The organism is Pantoea sp. (assembly GCF_039594315.1).
Taxonomy (GTDB): Bacteria; Pseudomonadota; Gammaproteobacteria; order Enterobacterales; family Enterobacteriaceae; genus Pantoea.
In genome coordinates this window covers 1-19,298 of record NZ_JBCNNP010000067.1, presented here as the reverse complement: position 1 = coordinate 19,298, position 19,298 = coordinate 1, and the positions used below count along the sequence as shown (strand labels likewise).

The following is a 19,298-nucleotide window of genomic DNA, read 5'->3' as shown; positions in this document are numbered from 1 at the left end:
TTTTGAACAATCCAGAGGTTGTCATGATCAAAAAAATCGGAGTACTGACCAGCGGCGGCGACGCCCCAGGCATGAACGCAGCCATTCGCGGAGTTGTACGTTCCGCGCTGAGTGAAGGACTTGAAGTTTTTGGTATCTACGACGGCTATCTGGGCTTGTACGAAGACCGCATGATCAACCTCGACCGCTACAGCGTGTCAGACATGATCAACCGTGGCGGCACCTTCCTTGGCTCCGCGCGTTTCCCAGAATTTCGTAACGATGAAGTGCGTCAAACCGCGATTGATAACATGAAAAAGCGCGGCATCGATGCGCTGGTAGTTATCGGCGGTGACGGTTCTTACATGGGTGCCAAGCGCCTGACTGAAATGGGTTTCCCGTGCATCGGCTTACCGGGCACCATTGATAACGACGTGGCGGGCACCGATTACACCATCGGTTATTTCACCGCGCTGGAAACCGTGGTTGAAGCGATTGACCGCCTGCGTGACACCTCATCCTCACACCAACGTATCTCGATCGTTGAAGTGATGGGCCGTTACTGCGGCGATTTAACCCTGGCGGCGGCGATTGCTGGTGGATGTGAGTTCATCGTATTGCCAGAGATTCCATATACCCGCGAAGAGTTGGTGGCAGAAATCAAAGCTGGCATCGCCAAGGGTAAAAAGCACGCTATCGTGGCGATTACCGAGCACATCTGTGATATCGACGATCTGGCGCACTTTATCGAAGCCGAAACCAAACGCGAAACGCGCGCGACGGTACTTGGCCACATTCAGCGTGGCGGCGCGCCTTGCGCTTACGACCGTATTTTGGCGTCGCGCATGGGCTCTTACTCAATCGAGCTGCTGCTGCAAGGTTACGGCGGTCGTTGCGTCGGTATTCAGAACGAGAAGATGGTGCATCACGACATCATCGATGCGATTGAAAACATGAAGCGTCCATTCAAACGCGATTGGTTGGATACCGCGAAAAAACTCTACTAATCCTGCCGCATCAAGGCGCGACGCAAATCGCGCCTTTTTCATATCCGCACATATTCCACCAAGTTATAACAGCTTATTTTTAATTCTTTAATTCATGGATAAGTTTGTGTCAGTCTTGTTCTATAACGACCTCGGGAGAGCAAGCAATGAACAAGTGGAGTATTGGTGTCACCCTGTTACTGGCTTCAACCAGTGTTCTGGCAAAGGATATTCAGCTGCTAAACGTCTCTTACGATCCTACTCGTGAGCTGTACGAGCAGTACAACAAAGCGTTTAGCGCCCACTACAAACAAGAAACCGGCGACAACGTGGTGATTCGCCAGTCGCACGGCGGTTCAGGTAAACAAGCGACCTCAGTGATCAATGGCATTCGTGCTGATGTGGTTACGCTGGCGCTGCAATCCGATGTGGATGCTATTGCTGACCGAGGTCGTATCAATAAAGATTGGATCAAACGCCTGCCGGATAACTCTGCGCCGTACACGTCGACCATCGTATTCCTGGTGCGCAAAGGCAACCCGAAAGGCATTCATGATTGGCCGGATCTGATTAAACCGGGCGTTTCTGTTATCACGCCAAACCCAAAAACCTCAGGCGGAGCACGCTGGAACTATCTGGCGGCATGGGGTTGGGCGCTGGATCAAAACGGTGGCGATCAGGCCAAAGCGCAGGCTTACGTCAAATCGCTGTTTAAAAACGTCGAAGTGCAGGATTCCGGTGCACGCGGCGCGACCAATACTTTCGTTGAACGCGGCATTGGCGACGTGCTGATTGCGTGGGAAAACGAAGCCTATCTGGCGGTTGATAAGCTGGGTAAAGACAAGTTTGAAATCGTCACGCCAAGCGAGTCGATTCTGGCGGAGCCAACGGTTTCCGTGGTGGATAAAGTGGTGGATGAGCAGGGCACGCGGAAAGTGGCCGAAGATTATCTCAAGTACCTTTATTCACCTGAAGGTCAAACCATCGCCGCCGAGAACTTCTACCGTCCGCGTGACGAAGCGGTAGCGAAGAAATTCGCCAGCACCTTCGCGCCAGTGAAGCTGTTCACCATCGACAGCAAGTTTGGTGGCTGGACGCAAGCGCAGAAAACCCACTTCGCTGATGGCGGCAGCTATGACCAGGTGATGAAGCCGTAATCACTTTAATGCTGGCGGTCCCTTTGGACCGCCTCTAGAACCGTAGGGTCGCCATTCATAGTGACCTTTTTTATTCCTGCGTTGCCAACCGTCGCCCTGCGCGCTGTGCCACCAATGGCAGCAGCGCTTGCCGCACCAGATAACCATCCGGATCGAGTCCCCAACCTAACTCCGCGGCAGCATCGACAATCGCTTTATCCCACTCAATTCTTTTGCGTCCGTCGCCAGCAGTGGTGATCACCACTTCGCATTCGCCATCCTGCGCCTGATAACGCCGCCAGCTATTTGCTGGCACGGAAACCACCGAGCGTTCCGGCGCGTTAATCGTCACTTCCTCGCCATCACGATTAAACGTCACTTGCAGCGAGCCTTTGAACACCATCAATACCTGAACCTGCTCGCAGCGATGCGCGCCCATTTCGCCGATGGCGGGCAGCGCCAGCCATTCGACTGAGAAACCATGAGGCGCAATGATCGGCGGATTGACCTGGCGATCCTGGCTGATGCCATAGCCAATCACCGGCGCCATACGCGCGCCGTGTCCCGGCAGCATCGCATCCAGTAAAGCGTGATCGCACCACGCACGCTGCTCGCTGGTAACGGCAAATTGCGCCATTTGCTCTGGCGTGTAATGCGCCAGCTTCTCCATTTCCGCTTGCGGCAACGGCGGCATGCGTTCCGCAACCGACGGAATGGCAGCACCGGCTGAGGTATCGATCAGCATGTTATTCGGGCTGAGATAGAGCCCATACTCCGCTGCCGCCGCCATCACGTCCGGATGCCAGATAATGCCGCCGGTGTTATCGCCGCCGAGCACGGTAAATACCCAACCATCGGTATCGGTGGCGGAAACATTGGTGAAGCCGCGGAAAATCCACGTTGGTAGGCTGACAATTGCGGGTGCTTCCAGTTCCAGCGCATTTTCGCCTTTGTTTCCCCAACGAAAACGCCAGCGTCCTTCGTGGATCAAGAACACTTCGGCAGTGAAATGCAGATGCAGATTGTTGGTCACGCCTTTCGGCATCGCCGCTGCGCCAATATTGAAGCCGTGCGCTTCGGGAATGTTGATCACCTGCTCAGACGATTGCGTCACGCCCGGCCCGATAAACGAGTAGTTCTGCTTGAGATGCGATCCCGGCAGTTTGCAGTCGATAAACGCCAGATTGCACGAAACCATATCTTCTGGCGCGATCAGGCGGGTGCGTGCCGCAGAGGCAGTTAACGTTTGCTGTTTCATCTTCTTCTCCTTAATAACCCGAACCGGAACGGGCAGGCAGCGCTTCGCCGCGCGCGCTGGCAACGGCGTGGCGTGCGGCATGAGTTAATTGCATGACATCATTGGCGGGTGTGACTAATTGAAAACCTTGCGCCACACGTTGCGCGGCAGCTTCTCCGCTGGTGCAGAAAATCCCCGCTAGCTTGTGGCAGGCGCGCGTGCGGGTCAGCACGCGTTCAATGGCATTGAGCATTTCAGGATGCTGCGATTCGGCGCTCGCCTGGCCGGTCAGCGTTAATGAGAGGTCGTTCGGGCCGATAAACACGCCGTCCAGGCCATCGACATCGAGAATCGCATCCAGATTGGCTAACCCGGCGCGGGTTTCAATCATCGCCAGCGTCAGGATTTGTTGATTGGCATGCTGCGGATAATCTTTACCGCCATACAACAAGGCGCGGGCCGGGCCGAACGATCGCGAACCTTGCGGCGCATAGCGACAAGCATCCACAAAGCGCTGCGCTTCATCGGCGTCGTTAATCATCGGGCAGATAATGCCGTACGCCCCGGCATCCAACATGCGCATGATCTGCGCCGGTTCATTGTGCGAGACGCGCACCAGCGGCGTGGCGGGCGTTGATGATAGCGCCTGCAACATGCTCAGCGCAGCGGCGAAATCGATCAGGCCGTGTTGCAAATCCACGGTTACTGCATCGTAACCTTGGTGACCGGCAATCTCAGCGCTGTAACTGCTGGGAATCGCCAGCCAGCCGTTGATGATCGGTTCACGGCGTTGTTTCAGTGGGTTGATACGCATTGTTCGCTCTCCTTTATCCAGGTTTGCAGCGCGCTGGCACAGGCTTGCGGCTGTTCCAGCGGCAAAAAGTGTCCGCATTGCTCAAGCGTGATATGGCGTGCAGCAGGTGCCGCATCCGTCAGCAGGCGTTGATGTTTGGGGGTACAAATGGCGTCGCTGTCGCCGTTAAGAATCAGCAGCGGCGCATGCAGTGCGGGCAAGGTGTGGCGCAGATCGCGACGTTGAATGGCGATAGCGGTTTGCTGGCGAAAGCGTTCCATGCTGTTACGCGTCGCCATCTTGCACAGCGTGTGAAATAGGCCACTGTCTGCCAGCCGCGATGCATGCACATAGCGCGGCCACAACTGCTCAATCACTGGCGTCATGCCGCTTTCTTCCGCTTTTGCCAGCAGCGCAATGCGTCCGGCGGCATTGGTCGGCGCATCGGCCAGCGGATTCACCGCCATCAACGCCAATCCCGCTATGCGCTGCGGCGCTTGGGCTTGCATCTCCAGCGCCACTAATGCGCCAAGTGAAAATCCAGCAAGTAAAAAGCGCGGCGGCAGATTGTTCAGCAACTGCGCCGCCAGCTGCTCAGCACTCTCCGCGCCGCCCATTTCTGGAATGATGACGGATTGCTGCGGCAAGTAGCGACAAATCGGTTGCCACAGCGCGGCATCACACAGCGTGCCGCCGAGCAGGACTAATGGAATCGACATACTTAGCCCTCCGCCGCCGGACGCGCATTAACCATCTGCATCACATGCCGCACCAGCAGCAGCGACAGCAGTGAAATCACGCCAATCACCATGAAACCTTGCTGCATCGCGAAGTAGTACTTGATGTAGCCAACCAGCACCGGGCCAAAGAAAATCCCGGCGGAATAGATGCTTTGATACAACCCAACGCGGGTGGATTGCTGCCAGGCGGGTGTGCGGGTCACGATTAGCGAATTGAGCACCGTGGAGATCATGCCGAAGGCGCAGCCCGCTAGCGCTTGCAAGCCGTACAACAGCCAGATGTTTGGCGCGTAAGGCATGGCAATTGCCACCGCACCTTGCAGCAAGCCGCCAATAATCGCGGTATTACGCAAGCCGAGTACGCGATAGAAGAAGGGCGCACACAGCGCGGTGGCTAGCGCATAGAAAAACAGATGAATGCCGCTCAAGGTCGCCAGTGATGCCGCTGCCATGCCGAAACCTTCCGCCAGCAGCGGCGTTAAGGTATCGCGGGTGGCAAACGGCACCATCATCACCAGTGCGCATAGCCCGCCGAGATACCACACCGACGGATCGCGCAGTTGCACGCGCACCGCCGAAAGCCGCTGTTCGGTTGGCATCGCTTGCGGACGTTTTTCGCGGATGAAGAAGGTCAGCAGCAGCGCCAACAGTGCGGCGCTGGAGGCGACTAAAAAGCTCGATTCTGCGCCGAAATGGCGGGCGATAAATCCCGCCACTGAAATGCCGATAAAGGTGCCAACCGGCGAAGTGACACTCAGCATCGCCACCGCAGCGGCGGCTTCCAGTGGTGGGAAATAGGCCACGAACATCACGTTGTAAACCACCCACGTCGCGCTGGTCACGCCATCGGCCAGTTTGGCGATAAACAGCGTTTCCGGCGTCGGCCATACATACACCACCGGCCAGGCCAGCAGGGTAAACAGCAAACCAATCTGGATAATGCGTTTCCGGCTGCGAAAGCGATCCGACAAGATGCCGGTGGGAAAACGCAGCAACATTGAGGCCAAACCGGTGGCACCGATGATGATACCCATCACGCGCGCTTCCACATTCAGCGAAGTAATGTAGGGCGCAAGAAACGGATCAAAGGCGTGAATGCTGATAAAAAACAGCAGACTAATAATGAAAAACAACAGCACATCGCGACGCAGTAATGCTTTCATGGTTATTCCTCAATAAGCCGTCCAACCGCCATCGACTTTCAGCGCGCTGCCGGTAATTAACGCGGCGGCGGGCGACGCCAGAAACACCACTGGCCCCATCACATCCTCCAACGTGCCAAGGCGGCCAAGCTGAATGCGGCGCAGCGTTTGCTGGCGGAAGGCTTCATCCGCCAGCGAAGCTTGCGACAGTTCGGTTTCGATAAATGTCGGACACAGCGTGTTAACGCGGATGCCATCGCGCCCCAGTTCCAACGCCATGGCACGCGTTAACCCTTCCAGTGCCGCTTTTGATGCGCAATAGACGCTGCGCTGCGGGCCACCGACGTGTGCCATCTGCGAGGAGAGATGAATGATGCTGCCGCCGTGCTGCGCGGCTTGCATGCCCGCCACAACCAGCTGCGACAGAAAGAAGGTGGCACGCAGATTCACCTCCATCACCGCATCGAAATTGGCTTCACTCACTTGCGAAAACGGCTGGTGGCGCGCTAATCCGGCGCTGTTAACCAGCACATGAAAGCTCGGCAATTCATTTAAGGTTTGGCGCACCAGCGCGGTATTGCATACGTCGAGCGGCAGCGGATGCAGCGTTAATCCAACCTCGGCGGCTTGCTGCACCGCGCTGGCGAGGCGATCGGCATCGCGCGCGGCTATCCATACCTGCGCACCGGCTTGTGCCAGCGCGACAGCGGCAGCAAAGCCGATGCCACGCGAACCACCGGTCACCAGCGCGCGCTGTCCATCCAGGCGAAAAGAGGGCGTATTCGGCACCATGTGCACCTCCTTATTTCGCACCAACTGGCGCGGGCGCGGCGTACGGCACCGTTTGCTGGCCGTAGCGACGCACGCGGATATTGGCTTGCTCGGCATGACCGGCAAAGCCTTCCAGCAGCGCAAGGCGTGAACAATAGGCACCGATTTCCGCTGAGGCGGCGTCGCTGGTCACGCGTTGGAAGGTGCAGGTTTTCATGAATTTGCCCACCCACAAACCGCCGGTATAGCGCGATGCGCCCAGCGTCGGCAGCGTGTGATTGGTGCCGATCACCTTGTCGCCAAACGCCACATTGGTACGCGGGCCGAGGAACAGCGCACCGTAATTACGCATGTTTTGCTGATACCAATCATCGCGGTCGGTCATCACTTGCACATGTTCCGAAGCGATGCGATTGGCTTCCGCCAGCATTTCGTCGTGATCGGCACACAGAATGATTTCGCCGTAATCGTGCCAGGCTTGTTGCGCCACGTCGGCAGTCGGTAGTTGCAGCAGAAGCTGGTGGATAAAGCGTTCGGTATCAGCGGCAAGCTGGCGCGAACAGGTGAGTAAAATCGCCGGAGATGTTGGGCCATGTTCCGCCTGGCCGAGCAGATCGGTGGCGCACAGTTCGCCATCCACGCTGTCATCGGCGATCACCAGTGTTTCAGTTGGGCCAGCAAACAGGTCAATGCCAACGCGGCCAAACAGTTGGCGTTTGGCTTCGGCCACCCACGCGTTGCCCGGCCCAACCAGCATATCGACCGGCGCAATGCGCTCGGTGCCAATCGCCATCGCGCCGACCGCCTGAATACCGCCCAACGCATAGATTTCGTGCGCTCCCGCCATGGATTGTGCTGCGACAATCGCCGCCGCCGGTTTGCCGTGGAACGGCGGTGCGCAGCTGACGATGCGATCACAACCGGCCACTTTGGCGGTGATGATCGACATATGCGCCGACGCCAGCAGCGGATATTTGCCGCCCGGCACATAGCAACCGACATTGCTGATGGGAATGTTGCGATGGCCTAGAATCACGCCTGGGCGGGTTTCGATTTCCAGATCGGTCAGGCAGCTTTTCTGCGCTTGCGCAAAGTTATAAACCTGCTCTTGCGCGAACTCGATGTCGCGAATGTCCTGCTTGCTCAGCTGTTGCAAACAGGCGTTGATCTCCTGCGGCGATAAGCGGAAATCATCGCGGGCGAAACCATCGAATTTGATTGAGAGTTCGCGTACCGCTTCGTCACCACGCGCTTCGATCTGTGCCAGCACCGCTTCCACATCGCTGCGTACGCGCTGTTGCTGTTGTTGACGTTCAGCTTTGGCTGCCGCCTGTTTTAACCAGATTGCCATGCTCTTTTCCTCGTAATTGCATCCCGAGAAATAGGTTTGCATACGTATGCAAAAAACGTAAAGCGGCAAAAAAAGAAAAGGTGAAAAGTGAGAAATTACGCAGTTTTTTCAAATGGCAGGCAGCAAAAAGCCCCGTAAAACGGGGGTTTAGGACTTCGTCGGGTCGCCATTTATGGTGACCGTTATTAGCTCACGCGTTCAGCAACTTCTTCATGGTTTTCAGTGGCACGCCGCATATGACGCATCTGCACCCGCTTCGCGGCGAGCGGCGTCAGCAATCCGGCGATCAGACACAATCCGCCAATCACCCAATATCCGGCCGACAAATTCACGTGCTGCAACAGCACACCCATTAGCACCGGGCCGAAAAACATGCCGCATGAATAGATGGTTTGGAACAGGCCCATGCGCGTGGTTTGTTCGTTCTCCGTGGTATTCACCACGCTGAGCGACATAAACACTGCGAACGCCATGCCGAAGGAGAATCCAGCCAGCCCTTGCCACAGATAAATCAGCCACAGGTTGCTGGTGAAAGGCATGAAAATCGACGAGATGATTTGCAGGCCAATGCCAACCAGCGCGGTGTTCACTAAGCCGAGTCGCTTATAAAACACCGAACTGCACATCGCCACAGCTATGCCATAAAACAACAAATGGATATTGCTCAGCACCGCTAGCGTGCCCGCTTTGGCACCCAGTTGTTGTGCGTAGATCGGTGTGAGCGTATCGCGCGTGGCAAACGGCACCAGAATCACCACCGTTGCCAGCAAGCCAATAAACCAAATGGTGCTGTCGCCAAGCTGACGTTTGGCACTTTCTACGCAAGCTTTGAGATGGGGCGCACGGTGAATATCTTCCCCTTCACGAATGCGCAGGCTGAGCAGCAACGCCAGACAACCGGCGGCCGCAGGGACAAAAAACGCATGCGTATCACCGAACCACAGCGCGACTGCGCCGCAAATCGCGTTACTGATAAACACGCCAATTGGCCCAGCCAGCGCCAGCAAGGCCACGGCGGCAGGTGCTTCATCACGACGAAAATAGCGAATGAAAATAATGTTGTAGAGCACCCAACTGGCGGCAGCGATGCCACATGCTAGCTTTGCCAGCCAGAACGTCAGCGCGGCGGGGAACATCCACGCCAGCGGCCAGGCGATCACCGGCAACAACAGCGCGAACTGCATAAACACTTTGCGATTTTTCATCACGTCGGAGATGACGCTGAGTGGAAAACGGATGCATAACGAGGCCAAACCAGAAGCGCCCATGATCATGCCGATGGTTTGCGGCTCAATGCCCAAGCGCACCATGTACGGTGCCATGAACGCATCGAAGCCGTGAATACAGATAAAAAACATCACGCTCATTAAAAAAAACGCCAACAACTCGGGACGGCTAAACAGTGCTCGAAACATAGTGTTGAACCTCTTTTCAAGCCAGATATGTGACTAAAAACGCGGGTTTCTTCCTGAGTCCGGGTCGATTATTTTGTCTTCTTTGAATACGTATTCAACGGCCGAAGTTACGAAATGATTTCAGGTTTGTAAAGTGCGTGCTTGGCATTGTGAAAAAAAAGTTATTGTCTGTTGCATACGCATGCAAAACTGGTGTAAGAGTAAAAAACACACACCGAAGCAGGTGAGTCTGGCCGGTGAAATTGGCTACAATGCCCGGCAGTCACCCGCGCATCAGTGTGCTAAACAGGAAGATAACGCCATGAAACGTAAGACCTTCGGTCCAGTGACCTCACAACAAGTTGCGCAGCACGCTGGCGTTTCGCAGTCGGCGGTGTCGCGCACCTTCACGCCCGGCGCCAGCATTGCCCCGGCAACGCGTGAAAAGGTGCTGCAATCTGCCCGCGAGTTAGGTTATCGCCCCAACGCGCTGGCACGTTCGCTGAACACCGCACGCTCACGCATTGTCGGCGTGGTGATCTCCTGTTTCGATAACCCGTTCTATCCGCATGTGCTGGAAGCACTGGGACGTGAGTTGGATGCGCTCAACTACCATTTGCTGCTGTTCGTCAGCGATCGCGACAGTAATGTTGATCGCATCTTCGACCAGATCATGCAGTACCGCGTCGATGGCATTGTGTTGGCATCCGGCGCGTTATCCGATGAATTGTCGGAAGAGTGTCACGGCGCAGGCATTCCAGTGGTGCTGTTCAATCGCACCGCCGAAAGCGGCATGGCATCCAGCGTCAATACCGACAACCGTGCCGCCGCACGACAAATCGCCGAGTTTTTATTGGCAGGCGAACATCAACGTTTTGCCTGTGTAACCGGCGCCGATAACGCTTCGGTGAATCAGTTGCGCCTGGAGGGTTTTCGCGATGCGCTTCAGTCGCGCCAGCATGAGGTTACCGTAGTGTCCGGCGAGAACAGCAGTGAACACACCGCACAGGTGGCGCGCCAGTTGTTCAGTAGCGCTACACCACCAGATGCGGTATTTGCGGTTAACGATCACATGGCGCTGACGGTGATGGATGTGGCGCGCTACGAATTCGGACTGCGCATCCCGCAGGATGTTTCCGTGGTGGGCTATGACGATGTCGGCCCGGCGGGTTGGCCTTCCTATGCGCTGACCTCTATCAGCCAGCCGGTTGAAGTGATGGTGCAGCGCACCATTGGATTGCTGATGCAGCAAATCGACAGCGCGGTGATGGCGCCGGAGCAAATTGTGATTCCCGGCACCTTGGTGGTGCGGCACTCCGCGCGACGTCCGCGTCATGGCGTAGTGGAAGAGAACGGCCAACTGCTATTTCGTTCTGAGGAGGTTGAGTAATGCGATTGCCGGGTTTCAGTCCCCAGTTTGATTCTATTCAGCAGTTCATCCTGACGCTCACGCATGTGGTGTGGGAGCAAAAGGATATCGGACAACTGGCCGATTTCTACGCCACGCCGGTAGTGTTTCATACACCGGAAAAGCGCCTGACCGAATTGAATGATTTCATGCGTTTAACGCTGGAAGCGTTGCATTGCTTCCCGCAGCGACAAGTGCTGACCGAAGATATTCTCACCGCGCGTGAAGGTGATACCTGTTGGTACGCGTCGCAACGTACGCAAGCGCGCATCCAGCATCTCGGCGATGGCTTCTTTGGCGCGCCGAGCGGTAAAACCGTGTGGGTGCGCACCTTCGCTGATCGCATCTGTCGTGATGGGCTGGTGGAACAAGAGTGGTTGTTGCAGGATCGTGCCGGGATTTTGGCGCAGATTGGCACCAACGTGGCGGATTTTGCTCAACATTTGACGCAAATGCGCCAGCAGCAAAATTTGGAGATGCCCACGCCGGAAGAGTTGGAAGCGCGTTGGGCTGGTGGCCCGGATGGCGATGATGCCGAAGGCGCGCTCGCCGGATTGATTGAGCGCTATCTCAGCATGTGGGCGGGCGGCAACAGCGGCGTGGTGCCGGGCGTTTATCATCCCGCCGCCACCTTGCACGGACCGGGCCACAGCAGCTTTACTGGTGAACAGGAAATCGGCAGCTTCCTGTCGGGTTATCGCGCGTCGTTTGCAGACAGCGAAACTCAATTGCATCACTTGGTAGTGCGCCGTGATGCCAACGAACCGGTGCGCATCAGCCTGCGTTGGTCGTTATTAAGCTGGCACGACGGCTACGGCAAATTTGGTCCGCCATCGCGTAAGCCGGTGTGTATTTCGGGAATTACCCATTTGGAATTACGCGATGGTGTGATTATTCGCGAATATCTTGGTATCGATGAACTTTCTATTTGGCTTCAGCTACTGAGCTGATTAATCAGCACTTTTAAATAACGCATTACGTCACGGTTATTAATTCCCTTAATAACCGACGGCGTTCTGCACCCTAAATTCAGCCGGGTGAATCGGCAGCGCTTCATTGCGGGGACCGCGCTCACCCTAAATTCGTCAAAAGCAGGAGTGTTTATGTCTACAACCGACACGGCTAATAAAGCCACCGCCAGTGAAAAGAGCGCAGAAAAAACCTCAGCCCGCAGCCACGCCGAACCGGTTTTACAGGTTGAGCGTCGTGATTTTGTCGATCTGGTGCCGGAGAATCGGGCGCGGGTGCAGCCAATGCGCGGTTTCGATCCTTGCTATACCGATATCGTCGATTACATCGTGCGTTGTACCCACAAAATTTGGGACGAGCGCGATGTCGGGCTGATCTACAGCCATTACACCCACAACTGCGTGCTGTATAACGCGCTCGGCACCATCTACACCCGCGAGCAAGTGGTGCTGGATACGCTGCAACGTTTGGTGGCTTTCCCGGAACGTCGTGGCATGGCGACGCAAGTGATCTGGAACGGTAACGACGTTGACGGTTTTTACACCTCGCACTTGGTCACTGGCAGCGGCCGCCACACACAATCAAGCCAATACGGCAAGCCGACCAATCGCACTTTCACCACGCGCACCGTGGCGGACTGCATGATTTTGGAAAACAAGATTTACCGCGAATGGGTGGTGAGCGACAACATGTCGCTGATGCGCCAGTTGGGGCTGGATACCGATCAAATCGCCTACAACATGGCGAAAGAGCAATTTGATAAAGGTTTCCGCCTGACCGAGATTGGCGAAAACCGTCGTCTGCTGGGGCAATATCCACCGGAAAGCGATCCGGATTACACGCTGGCGCACAGCGATACCGAAGCGCAGGTATTGGGCTGGCTGCATGAGATTTACAACAAGCGCATGCTGGGCAAAGTGAAAGAGGTATACGCAAGTAACGTGCAATGGCACGGCCCGCTGATGAAAGAGTTGTACGGCCAAGCGTCGGTGATTCACCAAACCCTGGCGCTGATCGGCATGATCCCAGATGGTGCGTGGATGCCGCAGCATATCTGCTCCAATCCGTGCGAAGAGGGCGGCACCAAAGTGGCGGTGCGTTGGGTGATGGAAGGACATCACCTCGGTTACGGTGAGTTGGGCAAACCGACCGGCCAGCGTCTGCTGGTGATGGGTATGAGCCACTATCACGTAGTGAACGGCAAAATTGTTGATGAGTGGGTTGTTTACGATCATTTGGCGATGCTGGCGCAAATCAAGCTGGGCCAGTTGGCGGAGAGCGAAGCATGAGCAAGCAACGCGTGCAGTTTATCAAGCAAGCAGCAGGGGAAGATGCGCAGGCCGATGCCAGCTTAATTGCCACGGTAAGTGAGATTATCAGCAATGTGCGCCAGCACGGTGATGCGGCGTTACGCGATTACTCCAGCAAATTTGATGGCGTGGTGCCGGACCAGTTGGAAGTGTCAGCGGCGGAAATTGAGCAGGCGCTGGCGCAGTTGGACGATCAAACCCGGCGCGATAGCGAGTTTGCTATTGAGCAGGTGCGTCGCTTTGCTGAAGCGCAACGCGCCACCTTACAACCACTGGAAATTGAAACGCTGCCGGGCGTGCATCTTGGACATCGCATCATCCCGATTGAAACCGTGGGCTGTTATGTGCCGGGCGGACGCTATCCGATTCTCTCCGCGCCGGTGATGTCGATTGTGCCGGCGGTGGTGGCGGGCTGTGACAACATCATCGCCTGCCTGCCGCCGGGCGCGCATCCGGCAATGATCGCCATCTGCCATTTGGCCGGCGCACACCGCATCTTCAAAGTCGGCGGCGCGCAGGCGATTGCGGCGATGGCGTACGGTACCGCGTCGTTACCGGCGGTGGATAAGATTGTTGGGCCGGGCAACGCTTTTGTGAACGAAGCCAAGCGTCAGGTGTTTGGCAAAGTGGGCATTGATGCGCTGGCCGGACCGAGTGAGATCTTTATCGTCGCCGATGACAGCGCCGATCCGCGCGTGTTGGCGGCTGATTTGCTGGCACAAGCCGAGCATGATGTGCGTACCCGCGTTGGGTTAGCAACCACCAGTGAACGCGTGGCTCACGCAACGTTGCATGCTATCGAGGCGCAATTGGCGTCATTGCCAACGGCGAAAACCGCCGGCGAAGCGTGGCAGCGACAAGGCGAGATTGTGCTGTGCGCCGATGAAGATGCGATGGTGGCGTATACCGACGAAATCGCCACTGAGCATTTGCAGATCCATGCGCGTGATGCGCACGCGCTGGCGGCACGCATCCGCAATTATGGCTCGCTGTTTATCGGGCAAAACGCCAGCGTGGTGTTCTCGGATAAATGCTGCGGCACCAATCACACGCTGCCCACCATGGCAGCGGCGCGTTATACCGGCGGTTTGTGGGTGGGCGCGTATCTAAAAACCTGCACGCATCAATGGATTGACGATCACGGTATTGCGTCGATTGCTGCGCCTGCGGTGCGACAAAGTCGTACCGAGGGCATGCAAGCGCATCGCCGTGCGGCGCAGATTCGTTTGCAGCCGGAAAAACTCGACGCCATTCTGCGCGGCGCTGAGGATTAGTCCGTGACTTTCATCACCTGCCAGGCGAGGATGCTGGCAGGTGATGAACAGAGGAAGCTGGCTATGCAGGGCAAGCGTCGTACCCTGAAGTTACTGACCGCATTATTGGTGCTGCTGATTGTCGGATTGATGGCTGGCGCTATCCATTTACAAAAGAATTCCAACGCCTTATGGCAAATCATCAATGAGAAATGTCTGCCGAATATGGCGGCCAATGGCAAACCCGCGCCTTGTCAGCAGGTCAATCGCGCGCAGGGTTTCGTCACGCTGAAAGATCTTAACGGCCCGTTGCAATATCTGTTGATGCCGATCGAAAAAATCACCGGCATGGAAAGTCCGATTATCCTTGAACCCACCACGCCGAATCTGTTTGCCGATGCCTGGCAGCAGCGTGCTTTGTTGGCACAAAAGAGCGGCGCACCGATTGCGGATAGCGCGCTGTCGCTGGCAATTAATGCGCAATATGGCCGCACACAAAATCAGCTGCATATTCATATTTCCTGCTTACGACCGGATGTGCGGCAACAATTGGATGCGTTGTCTCCCAAGCTAAATGCGCAGTGGCAGAGCGCAACGCTGCGTAAGCATCGTTATCAGGTGCGCACGCTTTCGGTTGCTGAACTGGCGCAGCAAAGCGCGTTTATCCGCTTGGCGGATGAAATACCGCATGCACGTTCGGAAATGGGAAAATACGGTTTGGCGCTGGCGCAGTTGCCGGATGGACGTTTAGCGCTGTTGGCGCTGGAACGTAATTGGTTGAAATTGAATAGCGGTTCGGCAGAAGAGTTGCAGGATCATAAATGCGCGATTTTGGCGCAATAAACACTGTGCGTTCATCGAATGTTTCGTAGGGTCGCCATTTATGGTGACCAATAAAAAAGGCGGCTAATCAGCCGCCTTTTCTGCATCTAAAACGCTAAGTTACGCGTTTTTCGCTGCTGCTGCGGCTTTAACGATCACAGCGAAAGCATCGGCTTTCAGTGATGCACCGCCAACCAGCGCGCCATCGATATCTGGCTGGGTGAACAGCTCAGCGGCGTTTTTGTCGTTCACAGAACCGCCGTACTGAATGATTACTTGCTGAGCGATAGCCGCATCTTTCTTCGCAATGTGGTCACGAATGAATTTGTGTACCGCTTGTGCCTGCGCAGGAGTCGCTGATTTGCCGGTACCGATAGCCCAAACTGGCTCGTAAGCGATTACCGCGCCTTCGAACGCAGCTGCACCTTGGGTTTCCAGCACGGCGTCGATCTGACGTGCGCACACTTCTTCGGTTTTGCCTGCTTCGTTTTCTGCGTCGGTTTCACCGATGCACAGCACTGGTACCAGACCCGCTTCTTTCACTACCGCGAATTTCTTCGCGATGAACTCGTCGCTCTCTTTGTGGTAAGTACGACGCTCAGAGTGGCCGATGATGATGTATTTCGCGCCGACGTCTTTCAGCATGTCTGCGGAAGTTTCGCCAGTGAATGCGCCAGACAGATTAACGTCAACGTTCTGAGCACCCAGAATAATGTGGCTACCGGAAATGGCGTGTTTTGCCTGATCAAGATAGATCGCTGGCGGTGCAATCGCGACGCCGCAACCATCAACACCAGACAGCTCTTTGCGCAGGCCTTCAATCAGCTCTTTAGTGAGCTTTTGGCTGCCATTCAGTTTCCAGTTACCCATAACCAGTGGATGTCGCATTCTTTCCTCCGCATAACGCGATTCATGAAATAGCGCTGCCATCGGGCAGCGATGTCTGCGAGACAGTATAGAGATCAAATCTGTTGCTGGCTTTGCTTTTCGTCATTTTTGCCGGTGCGATCAGGGTGTCGCCAGCGCCAGTTTTATCGGCTCAACCGCGAAGGTTAAACCCTTGTCACCGTTATCGGCGACCACGAAACGCAGGGCACCTTCGGTGCGGGCAAAATAACGTGCGCCTTTGCCAGCGCTGAGCAGTGAATCGAGCTTTTTACGCCCATCTTCGGCGGATAAGCCAGGAATGAAGAAGCGCAGCAGCGCGGTCATGTAATCCATGGCGCGCGCCTGTGCGGCTTTCATATCGGGGCCGGGAACCGGCAGCCAGGTGATTTGTAGCGTTTTGATTTTGCCGGTGCCTTGCTCCAGCGCGGTGGAGGCGTAAAGGGTTTCGCTGATTTTGCTGGCGGCACGCGTCAGATTGCTTTTATCGTCGCGATTATCAATGGCGCGATATTCCTGCAACGGCGCATCGGGATTGGCGGCATTGTACTTTTCACGGAACTGAGCCACGGTCATATCGAAGGTTGGCGCACCGGCCAGCAGATAGGGCGCAGCGGGCAGATGATCGCTACGATCCAATGCAGGTGCATCCTCCGCCCAGGCGGGAAATGTCAGCGCGAGGCCAAGCAGCAGCGCGACTGGCAGGTTCTTCATTGCTTCGGCCCTAAATCATTCACTTAGCCCACGATTAGAACGGTTTTTACCGGGGAAAGTCAAAACCCGCACTGGGAAAAATCCCACATTGTCGGTTCCACTCGGTTTACCAGTAATGTTCGCTGGTCATGTGGCCGGGTTTACGTTTGAAATGCTTACGCATCTCACGTGTGTCTTTCAGCAGTTGCTGGGTATCGCGCACCATTTGCGGGTTGCCGCACAGCATGACGTGGCTGGTTTCCGCCGTCATCGGTAAACCCACCGCGCGCTCCAGCTCACCGCTTTCAATTAATTGTGGCACACGACCGTGCAGCGACCCGGCGATCTCTTCGCGGCTCACCACGGTTTGAATGTGTAGCTTGCCAGCATAGCGCTGCTGCAACTGCTGCATTAAGGGCAGAAAACTCAAGTCATCGGCGAAACGCGCGGCATGCACCAGCACGATGTTATCGAAACGCTCCAGATCTTTACCTTGTTGCAAAATAGATAAATAAGGCCCGATGGCGGTGCCGGTTGCCAGCATCCACAGCGTTTTGCAGTCGGGGATTTCGTCGAGCACAAAGAATCCAGCGGCCTCTTTGGTCACCATCACTTGTTCGCCGGGCTGCAACGCCTGCAAACGCGGGCTGAGTTTGCCCTCCGGTACAGTGACCAGATAAAACTCCAGCAGCGAATCCTGCGGCGCGTTGACGTAGGAGTAAGCGCGCTGCACGCGTTCGCCATCAATTTCCAGCGCCAGCTTGGCAAATTGGCCGGCGGTAAAGGTATCAATTGGCGCTTCCACGCGCAGGCTGAACAGCGCATCGGTCCAGTTTTTGACTTCTTTTACTTCCGCATTGATCCACTCAGCCATGTCAGCTCCTCAAGTTAATAACTCATCTATATCATTATCATTGCGATCGCTTAAACGGATTACCAGCCTTGCGTCCGGTAAAGGGCTCTCAGCGACAAACCCAGCGCACAGATCAGCAACTGTAGCTTGTGGTTTACAATCTGGTGTCACAGCTTGACGGCTAAGCTTTGACAGCTTTCACACCGCCTCTCGATTTGTCACGCAATCCTGATATTTTTGCCGCCATAAATCCGAGGTGGCCTTTTTTGTGCTGCTTATTCTTTGTTTCTCAGGCAGACATTTTGTTCCATGTTGATAAGTAAAACGCAAAACCGCTTTCTGTTATTCATGCTGATCGTGCTGGTGGCTGTCGGGCAGATGGCGCAAACCATCTACGTCCCGGCGATGGCCAACATGGCGGAAACGCTCAACGTGCGCAGCGGCGCGATCCAGCAGGTAATGGCGGCGTATCTGATGACTTACGGCGGATCGCAGCTGATCTACGGCCCGCTTTCGGACAGCTTTGGCCGTCGTCCGGTGATCCTTATCGGCATGACGATCTTTGCTGTTGGCGCGTTGATCGCCATGTTCGCGCCATCGCTGGATATATTGGTGCTCGGCAGCGCGGTTCAAGGTTTAGGCACTGGCGTGGCGGGCGTAATGGCGCGCACCATGCCGCGCGATCTCTATTCCGGCATTGCACTGCGCCAGGCCAACAGTTTGCTCAACATGGGCATTTTGGTCAGCCCGCTTTTGGCGCCGGTGATTGGCGCGCTGCTGACGCATCTGTTTGGCTGGCACGCCTGTTTCGCCTTCTTGCTGCTGCTGTGTGTGGGTGTCACTGCCTCAATGGCGCGCTGGCTGCCAGAAACCCGCCCAATCGATACGCCCGCCACGCCGTTTTTGCGTCGTTACGCCACTTTGCTAAGCGATGGCAATTTCGTGCGTTACCTGCTGCTGCTGATTGGCGCGCTGGCGGGCATTGCGGTATTCGAAGCCAGCTGCGGCGTGCTGATGGGCGGCGTATTGGGCCTCGATGGTTTGACCGTCAGCGTCCTATTCATCTTGCCGATTCCGGCGGCGTTCTTTGGCGCGTGGTTTGCCGGACGCGAGCAGAAATCCTGGCATACGCTGATGTGGTACGGCGTGAACAGTTGCTTGCTGGCGGGATTGTTGATGTGGGTTCCGGCGTGGTTTGGTGTGATGAACATCTGGACTTTGCTGGTGCCCGCCGCGCTGTTCTTCTTCGGCGCAGGCATGTTGTTCCCGCTGGCAACGTCTGGCGCGATGGAGCCGTATGCGTGGCTGGCCGGTAGCGCCGGTGCGCTGATTGGTGGTTTGCAGAATCTCGGTTCGGGCGTGGTGGCGTGGCTATCTGCGCTGTTGCCGCAGCATGATCAATCCAGCCTGGGCATGCTGATGTTTGTTACTTCGCTGGTGATGTTACTGTGCTGGTGGCCGCTCTCACGTCATCCGGAGAGCGGCAAGCAGGCGATTACAGGATAAATTGATGCAGCGCCGCGTCTTTGCGATCCAGATAGTGGATTGACTGGATGCGGCGAATGGTGCGCGATTT

The 19,298-nt window shown here is 56.0% G+C and carries 18 protein-coding genes; 8 read left to right on the top strand and 10 right to left on the bottom strand.

What is annotated here, in order from left to right; genetic code table 11:
* The first annotated feature begins 23 nt into the window (after positions 1–23).
* Together pfkA and ABDW13_RS21420 are read left to right on the top strand one after the other, a co-directional pair.
* Positions 24–986 carry a 6-phosphofructokinase gene (pfkA, locus tag ABDW13_RS21425; protein WP_101760662.1) on the top strand — a complete coding sequence of 321 codons (963 nt, stop codon included), beginning with the start codon at positions 24–26 and terminating at the stop codon, positions 984–986.
* A gap of 146 nt (positions 987–1,132) precedes the next feature.
* Positions 1,133–2,122 carry a sulfate ABC transporter substrate-binding protein gene (locus ABDW13_RS21420; RefSeq protein WP_343554549.1) on the top strand — a complete coding sequence of 330 codons (990 nt, stop codon included), beginning with the start codon at positions 1,133–1,135 and terminating at the stop codon, positions 2,120–2,122.
* Between the two features lie 70 nt (positions 2,123–2,192).
* Here ABDW13_RS21420 and ABDW13_RS21415 read toward each other — a convergent pair whose 3' ends face one another.
* From ABDW13_RS21415 to ABDW13_RS21385, 7 genes are all read right to left on the bottom strand, one after another.
* Complete coding sequence (locus tag ABDW13_RS21415) at positions 2,193–3,359, bottom strand: cupin (protein ID WP_343554548.1); 1,167 nt, start codon at positions 3,357–3,359, stop codon at positions 2,193–2,195.
* A gap of 10 nt (positions 3,360–3,369) precedes the next feature.
* Complete coding sequence (locus ABDW13_RS21410) at positions 3,370–4,152, bottom strand: aldolase/citrate lyase family protein (protein ID WP_343554547.1); 783 nt, start codon at positions 4,150–4,152, stop codon at positions 3,370–3,372.
* Positions 4,134–4,850: an alpha/beta hydrolase gene (locus tag ABDW13_RS21405; protein ID WP_343554546.1), complete on the bottom strand. Its 717-nt coding sequence runs from the start codon at positions 4,848–4,850 to the stop codon at positions 4,134–4,136. The genes ABDW13_RS21410 and ABDW13_RS21405 overlap by 19 nt, the downstream gene beginning before the upstream one ends.
* A 2-nt stretch (positions 4,851–4,852) precedes the next feature.
* A complete protein-coding gene (locus ABDW13_RS21400; protein ID WP_343554545.1) occupies positions 4,853–6,034 on the bottom strand; it encodes an MFS transporter in 1,182 nt (393 codons plus the stop codon).
* Between the two features lie 9 nt (positions 6,035–6,043).
* Positions 6,044–6,805, bottom strand: a complete 762-nt coding sequence (locus ABDW13_RS21395; RefSeq protein ID WP_343554544.1) for an SDR family oxidoreductase — start codon at positions 6,803–6,805, stop codon at positions 6,044–6,046.
* A gap of 10 nt (positions 6,806–6,815) precedes the next feature.
* The gene (hisD, locus tag ABDW13_RS21390; protein WP_343554543.1) at positions 6,816–8,135 is read right to left on the bottom strand and encodes a histidinol dehydrogenase; all 1,320 of its coding nucleotides are present in this window, start codon (positions 8,133–8,135) and stop codon (positions 6,816–6,818) included.
* Positions 8,136–8,320: 185 nt separating this feature from the next.
* Entirely contained in the window at positions 8,321–9,550 is a 1,230-nt protein-coding gene (locus ABDW13_RS21385; RefSeq protein ID WP_343554542.1) for an MFS transporter, read from the bottom strand.
* Positions 9,551–9,851: 301 nt separating this feature from the next.
* Here ABDW13_RS21385 and ABDW13_RS21380 point away from each other — a divergent pair, with 301 nt between their 5' ends.
* The 5 genes from ABDW13_RS21380 to ABDW13_RS21360 all read left to right on the top strand — a co-directional run bounded on the left by ABDW13_RS21380 (position 9,852) and on the right by ABDW13_RS21360 (position 15,312).
* Positions 9,852–10,919: a LacI family DNA-binding transcriptional regulator gene (locus ABDW13_RS21380; RefSeq protein WP_343554541.1), complete on the top strand. Its 1,068-nt coding sequence runs from the start codon at positions 9,852–9,854 to the stop codon at positions 10,917–10,919.
* Positions 10,919–11,887 carry a nuclear transport factor 2 family protein gene (locus tag ABDW13_RS21375; RefSeq protein WP_343554540.1) on the top strand — a complete coding sequence of 323 codons (969 nt, stop codon included), beginning with the start codon at positions 10,919–10,921 and terminating at the stop codon, positions 11,885–11,887. The genes ABDW13_RS21380 and ABDW13_RS21375 overlap by 1 nt, the downstream gene beginning before the upstream one ends.
* Positions 11,888–12,040: 153 nt before the next feature.
* Complete coding sequence (locus tag ABDW13_RS21370; RefSeq protein ID WP_343554539.1) at positions 12,041–13,195, top strand: ester cyclase; 1,155 nt, start codon at positions 12,041–12,043, stop codon at positions 13,193–13,195.
* Positions 13,192–14,490, top strand: coding sequence for a histidinol dehydrogenase (hisD, locus tag ABDW13_RS21365; RefSeq protein WP_343554538.1), 1,299 nt, complete (start codon positions 13,192–13,194; stop codon positions 14,488–14,490). Before ABDW13_RS21370 ends, hisD (ABDW13_RS21365) begins: the two co-directional genes overlap by 4 nt.
* Before the next feature lie 63 nt (positions 14,491–14,553).
* Positions 14,554–15,312 (top strand): CDP-diacylglycerol diphosphatase, encoded by a 759-nt coding sequence (locus tag ABDW13_RS21360; RefSeq protein ID WP_343554550.1) that lies wholly within the window; start codon positions 14,554–14,556, stop codon positions 15,310–15,312.
* Between the two features lie 99 nt (positions 15,313–15,411).
* Here ABDW13_RS21360 and tpiA read toward each other — a convergent pair whose 3' ends face one another.
* The 3 genes from tpiA to fpr form a co-directional block, all read right to left on the bottom strand.
* Positions 15,412–16,179 carry a triose-phosphate isomerase gene (tpiA, locus tag ABDW13_RS21355; RefSeq protein WP_343554537.1) on the bottom strand — a complete coding sequence of 256 codons (768 nt, stop codon included), beginning with the start codon at positions 16,177–16,179 and terminating at the stop codon, positions 15,412–15,414.
* A gap of 120 nt (positions 16,180–16,299) precedes the next feature.
* Entirely contained in the window at positions 16,300–16,890 is a 591-nt protein-coding gene (locus tag ABDW13_RS21350; RefSeq protein ID WP_343554536.1) for a YiiQ family protein, read from the bottom strand.
* Between the two features lie 106 nt (positions 16,891–16,996).
* Positions 16,997–17,743 (bottom strand): ferredoxin--NADP(+) reductase, encoded by a 747-nt coding sequence (gene fpr, locus ABDW13_RS21345; RefSeq protein WP_343554535.1) that lies wholly within the window; start codon positions 17,741–17,743, stop codon positions 16,997–16,999.
* A gap of 288 nt (positions 17,744–18,031) precedes the next feature.
* Here fpr and emrD point away from each other — a divergent pair, with 288 nt between their 5' ends.
* Complete coding sequence (gene emrD, locus ABDW13_RS21340; RefSeq protein WP_343554534.1) at positions 18,032–19,228, top strand: multidrug efflux MFS transporter EmrD; 1,197 nt, start codon at positions 18,032–18,034, stop codon at positions 19,226–19,228.
* The last annotated feature ends 70 nt before the right edge of the window (positions 19,229–19,298 follow it).